This is a genomic window from Streptomyces sp. NPDC000345, from assembly GCF_042898825.1.
GTDB lineage: Bacteria > Actinomycetota > Actinomycetes > Streptomycetales > Streptomycetaceae > Streptomyces.
Genome location: NZ_JBIAZE010000008.1, coordinates 50018 through 63758 on the forward strand (window position 1 = coordinate 50018; position 13741 = coordinate 63758).

The 13741-nt window shown below is 73.6% G+C and carries 16 protein-coding genes and 1 riboswitch; of the genes, 5 read left to right on the plus strand and 11 right to left on the minus strand.

What is annotated here, in order from left to right:
• The first annotated feature begins 2 nt into the window (after nucleotides 1-2).
• Nucleotides 3-758: an SDR family oxidoreductase gene (locus ACFY30_RS20315; protein ID WP_390846556.1), complete on the plus strand. Its 756-nt coding sequence runs from the start codon at nucleotides 3-5 to the stop codon at nucleotides 756-758.
• A gap of 132 nt (nucleotides 759-890) precedes the next feature.
• Here the strand turns inward: ACFY30_RS20315 and amaP are convergent, their stop codons facing one another.
• The 5 genes from amaP to ACFY30_RS20340 are packed head-to-tail and all read right to left on the minus strand — an operon-like array spanning nucleotide 891 to nucleotide 3218.
• A complete protein-coding gene (amaP, locus tag ACFY30_RS20320; protein ID WP_390846557.1) occupies nucleotides 891-1478 on the minus strand; it encodes an alkaline shock response membrane anchor protein AmaP in 588 nt (195 codons plus the stop codon).
• On the minus strand, nucleotides 1475-2110 hold the full coding sequence (locus ACFY30_RS20325) for a DUF6286 domain-containing protein (RefSeq protein WP_390846558.1): 636 nt from the start codon (nucleotides 2108-2110) through the stop codon (nucleotides 1475-1477). The genes amaP and ACFY30_RS20325 overlap by 4 nt, the downstream gene beginning before the upstream one ends.
• Nucleotides 2107-2523: an Asp23/Gls24 family envelope stress response protein gene (locus tag ACFY30_RS20330; RefSeq protein ID WP_390846559.1), complete on the minus strand. Its 417-nt coding sequence runs from the start codon at nucleotides 2521-2523 to the stop codon at nucleotides 2107-2109. Before ACFY30_RS20330 ends, ACFY30_RS20325 begins: the two co-directional genes overlap by 4 nt.
• Nucleotides 2520-2705 carry a hypothetical protein gene (locus ACFY30_RS20335; protein WP_390846560.1) on the minus strand — a complete coding sequence of 62 codons (186 nt, stop codon included), beginning with the start codon at nucleotides 2703-2705 and terminating at the stop codon, nucleotides 2520-2522. The genes ACFY30_RS20330 and ACFY30_RS20335 overlap by 4 nt, the downstream gene beginning before the upstream one ends.
• A 30-nt stretch (nucleotides 2706-2735) precedes the next feature.
• Nucleotides 2736-3218, minus strand: coding sequence for an Asp23/Gls24 family envelope stress response protein (locus ACFY30_RS20340; RefSeq protein ID WP_390846561.1), 483 nt, complete (start codon nucleotides 3216-3218; stop codon nucleotides 2736-2738).
• A gap of 88 nt (nucleotides 3219-3306) precedes the next feature.
• Here ACFY30_RS20340 and ACFY30_RS20345 point away from each other — a divergent pair, with 88 nt between their 5' ends.
• Nucleotides 3307-4017 carry a nucleopolyhedrovirus P10 family protein gene (locus ACFY30_RS20345; RefSeq protein WP_390846562.1) on the plus strand — a complete coding sequence of 237 codons (711 nt, stop codon included), beginning with the start codon at nucleotides 3307-3309 and terminating at the stop codon, nucleotides 4015-4017.
• 303 nt (nucleotides 4018-4320) lie between these two features.
• Here the strand turns inward: ACFY30_RS20345 and ACFY30_RS20350 are convergent, their stop codons facing one another.
• The 3 genes from ACFY30_RS20350 to ACFY30_RS20360 form a co-directional block, all read right to left on the minus strand.
• Complete coding sequence (locus tag ACFY30_RS20350; RefSeq protein WP_390846563.1) at nucleotides 4321-5124, minus strand: enoyl-CoA hydratase/isomerase family protein; 804 nt, start codon at nucleotides 5122-5124, stop codon at nucleotides 4321-4323.
• 128 nt (nucleotides 5125-5252) lie between these two features.
• Nucleotides 5253-5474 (minus strand): helix-turn-helix domain-containing protein, encoded by a 222-nt coding sequence (locus tag ACFY30_RS20355; RefSeq protein ID WP_004002281.1) that lies wholly within the window; start codon nucleotides 5472-5474, stop codon nucleotides 5253-5255.
• Between the two features lie 364 nt (nucleotides 5475-5838).
• Nucleotides 5839-7437, minus strand: a complete 1599-nt coding sequence (locus ACFY30_RS20360) for an ABC-F family ATP-binding cassette domain-containing protein (RefSeq protein ID WP_390846564.1) — start codon at nucleotides 7435-7437, stop codon at nucleotides 5839-5841.
• 220 nt (nucleotides 7438-7657) lie between these two features.
• Here ACFY30_RS20360 and ACFY30_RS20365 point away from each other — a divergent pair, with 220 nt between their 5' ends.
• Nucleotides 7658-8080 carry a VOC family protein gene (locus ACFY30_RS20365; RefSeq protein ID WP_390846565.1) on the plus strand — a complete coding sequence of 141 codons (423 nt, stop codon included), beginning with the start codon at nucleotides 7658-7660 and terminating at the stop codon, nucleotides 8078-8080.
• 18 nt (nucleotides 8081-8098) lie between these two features.
• On the opposite strand, the gene ACFY30_RS20370 is transcribed toward ACFY30_RS20365, so the two are convergent.
• From ACFY30_RS20370 to ACFY30_RS20380, 3 genes are all read right to left on the minus strand, one after another.
• Nucleotides 8099-9535: a hypothetical protein gene (locus tag ACFY30_RS20370; RefSeq protein ID WP_390846566.1), complete on the minus strand. Its 1437-nt coding sequence runs from the start codon at nucleotides 9533-9535 to the stop codon at nucleotides 8099-8101.
• 170 nt (nucleotides 9536-9705) lie between these two features.
• The gene (locus ACFY30_RS20375) at nucleotides 9706-10842 is read right to left on the minus strand and encodes an alpha/beta hydrolase (RefSeq protein WP_390846567.1); all 1137 of its coding nucleotides are present in this window, start codon (nucleotides 10840-10842) and stop codon (nucleotides 9706-9708) included.
• Between the two features lie 114 nt (nucleotides 10843-10956).
• On the minus strand, nucleotides 10957-11688 hold the full coding sequence (locus ACFY30_RS20380) for a class II aldolase/adducin family protein (RefSeq protein WP_390846568.1): 732 nt from the start codon (nucleotides 11686-11688) through the stop codon (nucleotides 10957-10959).
• 256 nt (nucleotides 11689-11944) lie between these two features.
• Here ACFY30_RS20380 and ACFY30_RS20385 point away from each other — a divergent pair, with 256 nt between their 5' ends.
• Together ACFY30_RS20385 and ACFY30_RS20390 are read left to right on the plus strand one after the other, a co-directional pair.
• A complete protein-coding gene (locus tag ACFY30_RS20385; protein WP_390846569.1) occupies nucleotides 11945-13180 on the plus strand; it encodes an anion permease in 1236 nt (411 codons plus the stop codon).
• A gap of 34 nt (nucleotides 13181-13214) precedes the next feature.
• Entirely contained in the window at nucleotides 13215-13436 is a 222-nt protein-coding gene (locus ACFY30_RS20390) for a hypothetical protein (protein ID WP_390656107.1), read from the plus strand.
• A gap of 129 nt (nucleotides 13437-13565) precedes the next feature.
• Nucleotides 13566-13709: riboswitch (cobalamin riboswitch) on the plus strand.
• Nucleotides 13710-13741 lie beyond the last annotated feature (32 nt).

The following is a 13741-nucleotide window of genomic DNA, read 5'->3' on the forward strand; positions in this document are numbered from 1 at the left end:
CCATGGATCTTGGACTGAAGGACCGGGTGTACGTCGTCACCGGAGCCACGCGCGGCCTCGGCAACGCGGCGGCGCGCGAACTCGTCGCGGACGGCGCGAAGGTGGTGCTGACCGGGCGCGAGGAGAAGCGGGCGGTCGCCGCGGCGGCCGAACTGGGGCCGAACGCGGTCGGCGTCGGCGTGGACAACGGCGATCCGGAGGGCGCGGCACGGCTGATCGCCACCGCGCGGGAGGCCTTCGGCGGGTTCGACGGGGTGCTGGTGAGCGTGGGCGGGCCGCCGCCGGGGTTCGTCGCGGACAACTCCGACGAGCAGTGGCAGTCGGCGTTCGAGTCGGTGTTCCTCGGGGCGGTGCGGCTCGCGCGGGCGGCAGCGGCCGAGCTGGAGGCCGGCGGCGTGATCGGGTTCGTCCTGTCCGGGTCGGTGCACGAGCCGATTCCGGGGCTGACGATCTCCAACGGTCTGCGGCCGGGGCTCGCGGGGTTCGCGAAGTCGCTCTCCGACGAACTGGGGCCCCGGGGGATCCGGGTCGTGGGGCTGCTGCCGTCGCGTATCGACACCGACCGGGTGCGGGAGCTCGACGGGATGTCGGCCGACCCCGAGGCCACCCGGGCCGCGAACGAGTCCCGGATCCCGCTGCGGCGGTACGGGACCCCGCAGGAGTTCGGCCGTACGGCGGCCTTCCTGCTGTCACCCGCCGCCTCCTACCTGACGGGAATCATGCTGCCGGTGGACGGCGGAATGCGACACGGCTTCTGAGCCTCCGGTCGGCGGGGTCCGCCGCAAGGGCGGGCCGCCGGATCTGCCGGAAAGCCGGTGTGAGGGCTCCGGAAGGAGCGCCCGAGGGGGCTTCAAGGGGGGCGAAGGGGAGCCGGGAGGGGTGGTGAGGGGTCAGTTGACCCTTGCTGCCTTGTGTTTGGCCGCCTTCATCCACACCTCCGCGGGCAGCGCCTTCAGGGCCGCCGAGTCCTTCGCGTGGGTCAGGGCCCGGGTCGTCAGCTGGTGCAGCGCCGTCGCGGGGTCCACATGGGGTTCCAGCCGCAGTCGCAGGCGGGTCGCGGGGGCGTCCCTGCGGCCCGTCAGGTGGACATGGGCGCGGGACACCCCCTCCACCTCACCCGCCTCGCCCGCCAGGACGGACTGCAGGGCCTTGCCCCGCAGCAGCGCTCCCGCGCCGTCGCCGGTGTCGACCAGAACCTCGCCGAGCCGGTGGCGGCGCAGGACCGAGGTCAGCCACCACAGGGCGAGCAGGACGAGGAGCGCCAGAACGGCGATGACCGTCGGCCACCACCATGTCTCGTCCCGCCGGCGGGTGCGTTCGGCGGTGCTGAGCAGCACGTCGTGGGGGCCGTCGTGGATCCACCAGGACGGCGGGGAGGCGCCGAGGCCGACGGCGAGGACGGCGCCGCCGACGGCGATCAGCACCAGGCCCACGACCCCGGGCAGCACGCGGTTGACGGTCCTGAGCACGAGGCTCACCCCTTCCTTCCGGGACGCCGCACCCGCAGTGTCAGGGCGGGCGGGCGGACCAGCCCGAGACCCTCGACCGCCTCATGGAGCACGCCGTCCAGGTCGGCGCGTACGTCGTCCAGGTCGCGGAAGTGGGCGAGCGCGCGGACGTCGGCCCGGCGGCGGCCGGCGCGGACCTTCACGGACTGCACTCCGGCGACCTCCATGGCCCGGTCGCGCAACACCAGCGCGACGGCGCCCCGGTGGAGGCCGGCGCGCACGTCGGGATGGGTGCGGCGCATCGGCAGCACGTCCCGCAGGCCGGGGGTGACGGCCAGGACGACGAGCCACAGCCCCAGGGCCGCGGTGACGCCCGCGCCGACCAGGACCCAGGTGTCGTCGAGGGGGCGTTCGGCGAGTTGCCCGGCCAGTTCGCGCCGCCAGGTCAGGGCGGACCGGCCGGCGCGGACGGCGACGACGTCGTAGAGGAACGCGCCCGCGACGACGAAGAGCAGGGCCGCGACGACGGCCGCAGGGACGCGGCGGGCCGACCAGAAGCGGCGGCCTCCGCCGGGACCGGGCGCCTCGGGGGCCGGGGCATCCGTCGGTTTCTCCAGTTCGGGCAGGGTGGTGGTGCCTTCCGAGCCCCGGGGCTCGCTCATCGCGTCCTCCCGTGCGCCACGCCGGGGGCCGCCGTCAGATGGAGCCGTTCGACCTCGACGGCGACCTCCGGAACCTGCATTCCCACCAACGCGCCTACCCGCTCGGTGACATGTCGACGCACTGCGTGACAGCGGGGGCCGATGTCGGTGGGGTAGCCGAGTTCGAGGTGGACGCGGATGTACGCGGCGTCGACCGGGCCGTCCTCGCCCGACCGCTGGTGGGAGTGGGGGCGCACGACGACGGTGGCGTGCGCGGGAGCGGCTGCGGGCGGCAGCGGACCGACCGCCTCGCGCGCGGCCTGCGCGGCGATCTTCGCCACGACCCGGTCCGCGATGCGGGTCGCGCCGCGCTCACCCCGGGGGACGCCGGCCGGTCCGCCGCCGGTGGCGCCTCCTTCGCTCACCCGCGTCACCTGCGCCGGTTGTCACGTGCGCGGAAGAAGTCCCCGAGTTCCAGGTCCCCCTCCAGCAGCCGGCCGACGACGAATCCGACGGCGCCCAGGGCGGCCACCAGAAGAAAGGCACCGAACCCGCCGAAGTATCCGGCGAAGCCCAGCGCCATGCCGGCGACCATCCCGATCACGGCCATGCTCATGCTGTGTTCCTCCGCTCGTCGGCCGACGCGTCACTGGATGCGGGGCTCCGGCTCCTCGTCCTCTTCCTCGGGCAGCTTCACGTCGCTCACCGCGATGTTGACCTCGACGACCTCGAGACCCGTCATCCGCTCCACCGCCGCGATCACGTTCTCCCGGACGTCCCGCGAGACCTCGGTGATCGACACTCCGTAGTCGACGACGATCTCCAGGTCGAGCGCGGTCTGCACCTCGCCGACCTCGGCCTTGACGCCGCGGGCCACGGACTTCGCCCCGCCGGGCACCCGGTCCCGCACGGCGCCGAAGGTGCGGCTGAGGCCGCTGCCCATCGCGTGCACGCCGACGACGTCCCGGGTGGCGAGGCCCGCGATCTTCTCCACGACCCCGTCGGCGATGGTGGTCCGCCCACGGGCCGCCGGGTCCCCACCGCCTCGTCCGGTGGCCTCGCGGGCCGGTACGGACTCCGTGCCGCCCCCCGCGTTCTGCGCCCGGCTCTGCTCCGTTGTCTCTGTCATGGCCGTACGTCCTTTTCGGTCGTCGTCCCTTCGACCACGGTAAGCGCCGTTGCGCCGCCGCGCCCCGGGGATGCGGCAGGCTGGAGGAATGGACGGGTGGACGAGTGCGGTACGGCATCAGCTCGGTCTGGGCAGGCTCCTCCCCCTGGGCGGGCCGCGCGACGGGGCGTGGATCGCCGAGGGCGCGGCGGAGCGGGTGCTGAGGGAGGCGCTACGGGGGCTGCCGGGGGTGCGGCTCGGGGTGCTCCGGATCGCTCCGGCGGACCCGGCGGGCGCCTCCGAGCCGGTCGTACCGCCTCCGCCGAGTGGCTTGCCGCCGGCACCCCTGCGGGTGACGGCGGACTTCGCGGCGGCGGTCTCCGAGCCCCTGCCGAGCGCCGCGGCACGCGTGCGCGGCGTGCTGGCGGCGGCTGCCGAGGGGCGGCTCGGGCTGGTCGTGGCGGAGGTGGACCTGCGGGTGACGGACCTGCTCGGTGCCGAAGTGCCGGAACCGGAGGCCGTAGGGCCACGGGACGCGCACCCGGCCGGGCCGGCGCTCACCGGTGAGGAGGCCCTCGCGGCCGAGGCGGCCCTTTCGGTGCCGGGGGTGACCGGCATGACCGGCGTCCTGGGCCGGGCGGTCCGTCTGGAGAAAGTCCAGGGCGCGGCCGCCGCCCTGCCGCACCGGCACGCACGCGTGGAGATCGTGGTGCGCGCGGACCACCGGGCGCTGGATGTGGCCCGGGAGGTCCGCGCGGTGGTGGGAGAGGCCCTGCCGGATCACCCCACCGTGGCGGTCCTGGTCACCGAGGTGAGCTGACCGCAGGCGGCCGCGCCCGGCCGGACCGGGCACGGCTCGGCCGGGCCGGGTCACGAGGCGTGCGCGCCACGCCAGCGACCGACAGGGCGGGGCCAGACCCGGCAGAACCCGGCCCGCCGGACCCCGCCACGGCAGAACCCCCCACGGCAGAACCCGGCCCGCCGGACCCCGCCACGGCAGACCCCTGCCCGCCGGACGCCGCCACGCCAGAACCCGGCCCGCCGGACCCCGGCCCGCCGGACCCCGCCACGGCAGAACCCGCCACGCCAGACCCCGCCACGCCGGCGCCTCACACCGCAGGGTTCATTCGCCCAGGCCGGCCAGGTCCCGCAGCCGCCGGGCCTGGGCGGCGCGCTCGGCGGCGCGCTGCTCGTCGTACGTCCGGTCCCCGGCGCCGCGCAGCAGCGCCTTGGTCTCGATCACGGCCTCACGGGGCGCGGCCAGAATCGCTGAGGCCAGCTCCCGTGCGGTCGCGTCGAGTTCCGCCGCGGGTACGGCGACGTTGGCGAGCCCCGACGCCACGGCCTCTTCGGCGCCCACGAACCGCCCGGTGAGGCAGATCTCGGCCGCGCGGCCGTAGCCGACGAGGGAGACGAGGGGGTGGGTGCCGGTGAGGTCCGGTACGAGGCCGAGGCTGGTCTCGCGCATGGCGAACTGCACGTCGTCGGCGACGACGCGCACATCACAGGCGAGCGCCAGCTGGAAGCCCGCGCCGATGGCGTGGCCCTGGACGGCGGCGATGGACACGACGTCGTTGCGCCGCCACCAGGTGAAGCCCTCCTGGTACCCGGCGATGGCGTCGTCGAGTTCGGCGTCGCCGCTGCGCGCGAGGTCGATGAAGGACGGCTCGCCCTCGATCCCCTCGGGCGTGAACATCTGCCGGTCGAGGCCGGCGGAGAAGGACTTGCCCTCGCCGCGCAGCACGACCACGCGGACGGAGCCCGGCAGCAGCCGCCCGGCCTCGGCGAGCGTCCGCCACATGGCGGGGCTCTGCGCGTTGCGCTTGGCCGGGTTGGTCAGCGTCACCGTGGCGAGCGCGTCGTCGACGGTGAGCCGTACGCCGTCCTTGTCGAGCAGGGGAACGAGTTCCTGGTCCGGCGTGGCCATGGGGCGCCTCCGATGCGTGCGGTCGACAGAGCGATCAATGGAGCGATGCTAAGTGACTGCACAGTAACCACCCGGCCGATCGGCCGACCGACCGGGTGGTCACCATCGAAGCCGACGGGCCGCCCGGATCAGGACGAGGCGGCCTTCTTGCCCCGCGTCGCTCCGCCACGCCCACGCAGCGTGACGCCCGACTCGCTGAGCATCCGGTGGACGAAGCCATACGAGCGGCCGGTTTCCTCGGCCAGTGCCCGGATGCTCGCACCGGAGTCGTACTTCTTCTTCAGGTCTGCCGCGAGCTTGTCGCGCGCGGCGCCGGTCACCCGGCTGCCCTTCTTCAGAGTCTCGGCCACCCGTGCCTCCTCATGGGAAGTGCGCTCTGGTCTCCTCATGATCACCCCTCCGGGGCGTGATGGCCACCCATTCGGCAAGGTCCGTGCGAGAGGGTTTTGACGACAGGAGCGCGTCCCCACAAGTGGAACCTGTGATTCCACCCGGTGATGTTCGTGGGGCCGAACGGGTTGTTGAGCGAAGTGCCAGGTCAGGGACGCGCGACGGCCGACCCCTTGTCGACAAAGGGGTCGGCCGCGAAATGGATGTAGGACACACCTCGATACGAGGAGATCTCACACAGATGATGGATCACCGATAGGCCGAATGATCCATACGCCGGGGATCACGCATTCGATCAAGCCGGGGTGACCCGGGTGCCGGAGATCAGGCCAGGGCGACGAGATCCGCGTAGTCGGCGCCCCACAGGTCCTCCACGCCGTCGGGCAGCAGGATGATCCGCTCGGGCTGGAGCGCCGCCACGGCACCCTCGTCGTGGGTGACCAGGACGACCGCGCCCTTGTAGGTGCGCAGCGCGCCGAGGATCTCCTCACGGCTGGCCGGGTCGAGGTTGTTGGTGGGCTCGTCGAGGAGCAGGACGTTCGCGGACGACACCACCAGGGTGGCCAGGGCGAGGCGGGTCTTCTCGCCGCCGGACAGGACACCGGCGGGCTTGTCGACGTCGTCGCCGGAGAACAGGAACGAGCCGAGCACCTTGCGGACCTCGACCAGGTCCATGTCGGGGGCGGCGGAGCGCATGTTCTCCAGGACCGTGCGGTCCGGGTCGAGGGTCTCGTGCTCCTGGGCGTAGTAGCCGAGCTTGAGGCCGTGACCGGGCCGGACCTCGCCGGTGTCGGGCTGCTCCACACCGCCCAGCAGCCGCAGCAGGGTGGTCTTGCCGGCGCCGTTGAGGCCGAGGATGACGACCCGGGAGCCCTTGTCGATGGCGAGGTCGACGTCGGTGAAGATCTCCAGCGAGCCGTACGACTTGGACAGGCCCTCGGCCATCAGCGGGGTCTTGCCGCAGGGCGCGGGCTCCGGGAAGCGGAGCTTGGCGACCTTGTCGGAGACCCGGACCGCCTCGAGTCCGGCGAGCAGCCGGTCGGCGCGCCTGGCCATGTTCTGCGCGGCGACGGTCTTGGTGGCCTTGGCGCGCATCTTGTCGGCCTGCGAGTGCAGGGCGGCGGCCTTCTTCTCGGCGTTCTGCCGCTCGCGCTTGCGGCGCTTCTCGTCGGCCTCGCGCTGCTGCTGGTAGAGCTTCCAGCCCATGTTGTAGACATCGATCTGGGAACGGTTGGCGTCCAGGTAGAACACCTTGTTGACGACCGTCTCGACCAGGTCGACGTCGTGGCTGATGACGATGAAACCGCCGCGGTAGGTCTTGAGGTAGTCGCGCAGCCAGACGATCGAGTCGGCGTCGAGGTGGTTCGTCGGCTCGTCGAGCAGGAGCGTGTCCGCGTCGGAGAACAGGATGCGGGCGAGTTCCACGCGGCGGCGCTGACCGCCGGAGAGCGTGTGCAGGGGCTGGCCGAGCACCCGGTCGGGCAGGTTGAGCGCGGCGGCGATGGTGGCGGCCTCGGCCTCGGCGGCGTACCCGCCCTTGGTGAGGAACTCCGTCTCCTGGCGCTCGTACTGCCTGAGGGCCTTCTCCCGGGTGGCGCCCTGGCCGCCCGCGATCCGCTGTTCGTTGTCCCGCATCTTGCGGATCAGCACGTCGAGGCCGCGCGCCGAGAGGATGCGGTCGCGGGCGAGGACGTCGAGGTCGCCGGTGCGGGGGTCCTGCGGGAGGTAGCCGACCTCGCCGGAGCGGGTGACCTGTCCGGCGGCGGGGATGCCCTCGCCGGCCAGGACCTTGGTCAGGGTCGTCTTGCCCGCGCCGTTGCGGCCGACCAGGCCGATGCGGTCGCCCTTGGCGACACGGAAGGTGGCGCTCTCGATGAGGACGCGGGCGCCGGCGCGCAGCTCGATGCCGGAGGCGGAGATCACGGTCAGACTCCTGTGCGGGGTCGGAGGCGGGTTGGGCGGCTGAGGACGTTCCCGCCGTCTAATGCGCGAGGAGAATGGCCATGGGGCCAGTCTAACGGCCCAGTGCAAGCACTTTTTCTGGGTTCGGGTGTTCGATCTCTCCCGGGCGCGGTGTCAGCGGCCGCTGCCAGACTGGGCCGTGGGTGACATGTCCGGCGGTGGTCACAGGGGAGTGATCGGTATGGCAGGCACGAACGGCGCACGTCCGAGCATCTGTCCGACGCTGCTGTACGCCGACGCGAAGGCGGCGATACGCCAGCTCACGGAGGCCTTCGGGTTCACGGAGCTGTCGGTGTACGAGAGCGACGAGGAGAGGGCCGGCACCGTGATGCACGCCGAGCTGGTGTACGGCAACGGCGCGGTGATGCTCGGCTCGAAGGGCCGCGGCGGCGTCTTCGACGCGGCGATGGAGGGCGCGGGCCCGGCGGGGGTGTACGTCGTCGTGGACGACGTCGACGCACACCACCGGCGTGCCGTGGAGCACGGCGCCGAGATCCTGATGCCCCCGACGGACCAGGACTACGGCTCCCGCGACTACATGGCCCGGGACCTGGAGGGCAACGTCTGGAGCTTCGGCACGTACGCCCCGGACATACAGGCCTGACCCCGGCCCCCGCGGGGCTCAGCCTCCCGTGTGCACCTGGAAGGCGGCCCGGCGCACGGCCTTGGCCAGCGCCGGGTCGGGGTGCGCGGCGGCGAGCGCCACCAGCACCTGCACGGTGCGGGGGTGTCCGACGGCGCGCACCTCGGCCAGCAGCGCGGGCACGGTCGGCTGCAGCGCGGACTCCAGGTGGCGCACCAGCATCGGGGCCTCGCCGTGGTCGGCGACGGCCGCGGCCGTGTCGACCCAGAGCCAGGTGGCCTCCTCGCGGGTGAGCACCTCGTGCGCGTCCTCGGGGTCGACGCCGTCGTGCTCGGCGAGCCAGAGCAGGGCGTACGGCCTGAGGGCGGGCTCGTCGACGACGGCCCGTACGTCGGGTTCGGCGGGCGCGCCGACGACGCGCAGCGCCTCGAAGGCCAGGCCGCGCAGCAGGGCGTCCTCGCCGCGGGCGGCGGCCAGCAGCTCGGTGACGGCGCTGCCGACGGGGCGGGCGGCGAGCCAGGCGCGGTACTCGGCGCGGGCCGCGTTGGGGCGCAGCTGGGCGCAGCCGCGGAGCATGTCCTCGGCGGCCTGCTCGATGTTCCCTGCCGGGCTCTGCGCGGCGACGCAGATCTGCTCCAGCTTGACCCACACCGCCCAGCTGCCGAGGGGGGTGAGGGTGGCCTGGCCGTCGCCGCAGGTGAGGGCGCCCACGGAGGCGAGGGCGCGCAGGGCCCAGTCGAGGAGGGGGGCCAGTTCGGCGTCCTGGGCCGGCTCCGCCGGGTCGGCGTCGGCGGAGGGCTCGGGAGCGGTGGGGGCCGGAGGGCCGGCCGCGTCGGCGGCGTAGGGGACCTCGCAGCGCTCGGTGCGCAGTTCGGTGACGCGCTGGCGCAGCAGGTCGAGAAGCTGGTCCACGGGGACGGGCCCGGCGGACAGCTGCAGGAAGGAGAGCACCTGGGGCATGGCCGAGACGACCTCGGCGACGGTGGCGGGCTCCTCGTCGGCGGGTTCCGGGGTGGCGAGCGACCAGGCGTCGAAGAGGGCGACCCAGCCGCGCAGCACGGCGCTGTCGTCGCGGTCCCAGGCGCGCAGCCGCCAGCCGGGGCGTGCGCTGTCGCCGTGCACCTCGACCAGACCGGCCAGGCGGGCGGTGTCCCAGTCGTGGCGGACCTGATCCAGGGTCAGGCCCAGATCGCGGGCGGCGCGTTCGGCGGTCGCCTCGGAGAGGGTGGCCTTGCCGTCGGCGGTGGCGGCGTCGCGGCCGGGGCCGAGGGCGCTGTCGGCCCAGCGGGCGACACGGGCCGCGGCGGCCAGACCTGAGCGTGCCATTCTGGCCAGCTCCGCCGGGGCCGGGGTGCCTTCCGGGGGGCGGGGCGCGGGGCGGCGCGGGCGCCGCTGGTTCACAGCTGTGGGGGCGGCGGCCAGGGGTCGCGGGCGGACGAGTCGAAGCCTGGAGTCGCGCGGGATACGGGACGTCACGGGTGCAGTCTTCCGGTTGACGGTCCGAAAACCCAAACGGAATGTCACGGCGGGCTACGGGACTGGCCAACGCACGGGGTGCGGAGAGCGGTGAGGAGACGGGTTCAGGCCAGTGGTACGGGCTTAAACGGAACCTTCGGCACCGGTGGATCGAGGGGACGTGGAGCGGTTCAGCTCAGCGGGGTGAGGAAGCGCCGGAGGGCCTCTTCGTAGGCTGCGGGGCCGGCGTTCCACATGGCGCCGTGCGGGGCCTGCGCGACGGTGTGGAGGGCGACCAGATCGGGGCGGCGGGCGGCGAGGCGGCGGGAGACGTCCCAGGGGGCCACGGTGTCGTCGGGGCCGTGGAAGATCAGCGTGGGGACGGTCAGCCGGGCCGGGTCGGCGATCTCGTCGCCGTGGCCGTCCGCGGCGCCGTGCAGTCCGGTGCGGCCCTGGGCGGCGCGGACGGCGAGCGGCAGCAGCACGCCGGGGATGTGCCGGGCGGAGGCGAGGGCGCGCAGAGTGGACTGCCAGTTCAGCACCGGGGAGTCCAGGACGAGTCCGGCGACGAGGTCGCGCGGTCCGCTGCGGGCCGCGGCGCGCAGCGCCATGGTGGCGCCGGTGGACCAGCCGTACAGGACGAGGCGTTCGGCGCCGTGGCGGACGGCGTGGCGCATCGCCGCGTCCAGGTCGCGCCACTCGGTCTGGCCCAGGTGGTTCAGGCCGTCCGGGGGGCGGGGTGCGCCGAGGTCGCCGCGGTAGGCGAGGGCGAGCACGGGGAAGCGGCGGTGGTGCAGGAAGGCGAGCAGGTTCAGGGTGTGTTCGCGGGTGGTGCCCAGGCCGTGCACGGCGATGACCCAGGTGCGGCGGGCACCGGGGACGAACCAGGCGGGCAGGGTGCCGAGTTCGCCGGGGATCTCGACGTCGGTGTGGTCGAGGCCGAGGGTGTCGCGGGGGTTGCCGACGTACAGGTTGGGGGTGAGCCAGACCGCGTCGCCGGGCTCGAGGGCGCCGTGCGTGACGCGTTCGAGGCGGCGTACGACGGTGTCCGCGGAGTGCGGGGCGTCGGGCAGGACGGGGCCGACGACCGCGTGGGTGCCGTTGCCCGCGAGGCCGTAGGTGCCGGGGCGCAGGGCGGCGAGGTGACGGGTGAGGGTCACCTGGCCGGCGGCCGTGCCGTGCACGGTGAGCCGGGGTTCGGTGGGCAGGGGCCGGCCGGGCGGCGCCTTCAGCGCGGCGTCGCTGGCGAACCGGCCGGCGGCGACGCTGGCGGCGCCGGCGGCCAGGGCTGCGGTGACGGCGGCGGCCGTCGCGGTGACAGTGCGCACCCGTCCAGTGTCCTGGCCATCCTTCCTCGCGGCCAGTGGTGACGGGGTGGAGGTCGGGGGGCGCGGGGGCCGGCACCGCCTCGGTGCCGCGCCGGGCCCGGGGTGCGGGCGGGGTCAGGGGCGCTGACCGTAGGTGCGCAGACGCTCGCCCGCCTCCGCCAGCTGGGCGTCCGTCAGCAGGGTCGGAGCGCGGCCGGGCACGGAGGAGGCCGTCAGCCACAGGCGGCACATCCACTCCAGCTGGGCCGTGCGGTCCAACGCCTGGTCGAGGGTGGTGCCGTAGGTGAGGGTGCCGTGGTTCTGCAGGAGGCAGCCGGTGCGGCCGTCCAGGGCACGGAGGGTGTTCTCGGCCAGTTCCTCGGTGCCGTAGGTGGCGTAGGGGGCGACGCGGACGGGGCCGCCGAGGGCGCCGGTCATGTAGTGGACGGACGGCAGCTCGGTGACGAGGGTGGAGACGGCGGTGGCGTGGACGGCGTGGGTGTGGACGACGGCGCGGGCGTCGGTGCGGCGGTGGACGGCGAGGTGCATGGGGAGCTCGCTCGTCGGGGTGAGGGTGCCGAGCACCTGCCGGCCGGTGAGGTCGACGCCCGTGATGTCGCCGGGGGTGAGGCGGTCGTAGGGCACCCCCGAGGGGGTGACCAGCACGATGTCGCCGACGCGCGCGGAGACGTTGCCGGAGGTGCCGACGACCAGGCCGTCGGTGACGGTGCGGCGGGCCGTCGCCACGAGTGCCTCCCAGGCCCGCGCCTCCTCCGGGAGCGCGCGTCTTCCCGGCGCCCCGCCCGCGTTCTGTATGCGGTCCGGGGTGTCCCGGGCCTGCCGTCCGTCACGCCGCTGCTCGCCCATACCCCCGATCCTGCCAGGGGGACGCCGGGTCGGCCGGAGGGCCGCCGATCAGGTGACCAGGATCTCTTTCCGCGGCTCCGCGGACCGCCCGGCGGGGTTCGCCGGCGGCGCGGGGCAGGCCCCGCTTGGGGTGACGTGCCGGACAGAGTGGCGGCGCTCACATTTGGACACCCCGATGCCTGCCCCAGTTCACCTTCCGTTCACCCAGATTGCCTACCTTCAACAAGCCAATGACCTCGAACGATTGCCTGGGTAAATGGAAAACTTCTCGCTGATCCTCGCGATTGTGGTGGTAACCGCACTCGCGTTCGATTTCACGAACGGTTTTCACGACACCGCCAACGCGATGGCCACGACCATCTCCACCGGTGCACTCAAGCCCAAGGTCGCGGTGGCCATGTCCGCCGTGCTCAACCTTGTGGGCGCATTCCTCTCGGTGGAGGTCGCCAACACGATCTCCAAGGGTCTCGTCGACGAGACCGGCATCCGTCCCGAGGTCATCTTCGCCGCCCTGGTCGGCGCGATCCTCTGGAACCTGCTGACCTGGCTGGTGGGCCTCCCCTCCAGCTCCTCCCACGCCCTCATGGGCGGTCTGATCGGCGCCACCATCGCCTCCGCGGGCATGGGCGCGGTCCACGGTGACGTCCTGGTCACCAAGGTCCTGATCCCGGCGGTCGCCGCCCCGCTGGTCGCGGGCATCGCGGCGATGCTGGCGACGCGCCTGTCCTACACCCTCGGCAAGAAGGCCGACGGCAAGGCGGCGGACAAGGGCTACCGCGCGGGCCAGATCGCCTCGGCCGGCCTGGTCTCCCTCGCGCACGGCACGAACGACGCGCAGAAGACGATGGGCATCATCACCCTCGCCCTGGTCGCCGGCGGTGCCGTCGCCCCCGACTCCGACCCGCCCACCTGGGTCATCCTCTCCGCCGGCCTGGCCATCGCGCTCGGCACCTACCTCGGCGGCTGGCGCATCATCCGCACCATGGGCAAGGGCCTGACCGACCTTCAGCCGCAGCAGGGCTTCGCCGCCCAGACCAGCGCGGCGACGGTCATCCTGGCCTCCTCCCACCTCGGCTTCTCCCTCTCCACCACGCACTCCGTCTCCGGTTCGGTGATGGGCGCGGGGCTGGGCCGCAAGGGCGGCGTGGTCCGCTGGTCCACGGCGACCCGGATGTTCGTGGCCTGGGGCCTGACGCTCCCGGCGGCCGCCCTGGTGGGCGCGCTGGCCGAGTCGGTCACGAACCTGGGCGACTGGGGCACGGCGGTCGTCGCGGTCTTCCTCGTCACCTCCAGCGCGGCGATCTGGAAGATCTCCCGCCGCGAGGTCGTGGACGCGTCGAACGTCAACGAGACCGAGGAGCCGGCGGGCGTCGTCACCACGGCGATCGCCGCCGTCGCCCCGCCTCCGGCCGGCACGGTCACCGAGGGCCTGACGGCCACCATCCCCTCCCCGGCCGCCACGGCCACCGAGCCCACGGCCCCCGCGGTCTGAACCCGCCCACCCGGTACGAAGGAAGAGAAGCAGCATGAAGATCGACTGGGCGGCCCTCGGCTCCGTCTTCGGCGTCAGCCTCGTGATCACCGTGGCCCTGGTGGCCCTCTTCACCCTCGGCATCATGGGCCTGTCCCGTCAGGAACGCGCCGCGGAACAGGGCGGCTCCGCCACCCTCGCGGTCACCGGCGCCTACGCGTGCTTCGCGGCCTGCGCGGCGGCGGTGGCGTACGGGATCTCCCTGATCGTGGCCTGACCCACCAGCTCGGACACCTCGGGGTGCGGGACGGATCGCCGTCCCGCACCCCTTTTCCGTGACCTCCGGAACCACCCCTGTGTGGGGCTCAGCACACTCCAGCCTCGCAGGTCAACGGCAAGTTGACGGCCCTTCCGGGGCCATGGTGGACTGCCGGAGCCATGTACGGCGGCAGAAGAGGAAGCCGGTGCGAATCCGGCGCGGTCCCGCCACTGTCACCGGGGTGCACCACCCCGGGAGCCAGGAACTCTCGCCGCCGGTCTCGTCGAACCAGGGCGTGGACACCCTGAGTGAGGACATATCGC

What these genes read in the sequence shown, in the direction of transcription:
- ACFY30_RS20390 (WP_390656107.1), top strand. Translation starts at nt 13,215, where the DNA reads ATGAAGATCGACTGGGCGGCCCTCGGCTCCGTCTTCGGCGTCAGCCTC.
- ACFY30_RS20380 (WP_390846568.1), bottom strand. Translation starts at nt 11,688, where the DNA reads ATGGGCGAGCAGCGGCGTGACGGACGGCAGGCCCGGGACACCCCGGAC.
- ACFY30_RS20345 (WP_390846562.1), top strand. Translation starts at nt 3,307, where the DNA reads ATGGACGGGTGGACGAGTGCGGTACGGCATCAGCTCGGTCTGGGCAGG.
- ACFY30_RS20350 (WP_390846563.1), bottom strand. Translation starts at nt 5,124, where the DNA reads ATGGCCACGCCGGACCAGGAACTCGTTCCCCTGCTCGACAAGGACGGC.
- ACFY30_RS20335 (WP_390846560.1), bottom strand. Translation starts at nt 2,705, where the DNA reads ATGAGCATGGCCGTGATCGGGATGGTCGCCGGCATGGCGCTGGGCTTC.
- ACFY30_RS20385 (WP_390846569.1), top strand. Translation starts at nt 11,945, where the DNA reads ATGGAAAACTTCTCGCTGATCCTCGCGATTGTGGTGGTAACCGCACTC.
- ACFY30_RS20315 (WP_390846556.1), top strand. Translation starts at nt 3, where the DNA reads ATGGATCTTGGACTGAAGGACCGGGTGTACGTCGTCACCGGAGCCACG.
- ACFY30_RS20340 (WP_390846561.1), bottom strand. Translation starts at nt 3,218, where the DNA reads ATGACAGAGACAACGGAGCAGAGCCGGGCGCAGAACGCGGGGGGCGGC.
- ACFY30_RS20365 (WP_390846565.1), top strand. Translation starts at nt 7,658, where the DNA reads ATGGCAGGCACGAACGGCGCACGTCCGAGCATCTGTCCGACGCTGCTG.
- ACFY30_RS20325 (WP_390846558.1), bottom strand. Translation starts at nt 2,110, where the DNA reads ATGAGCGAGCCCCGGGGCTCGGAAGGCACCACCACCCTGCCCGAACTG.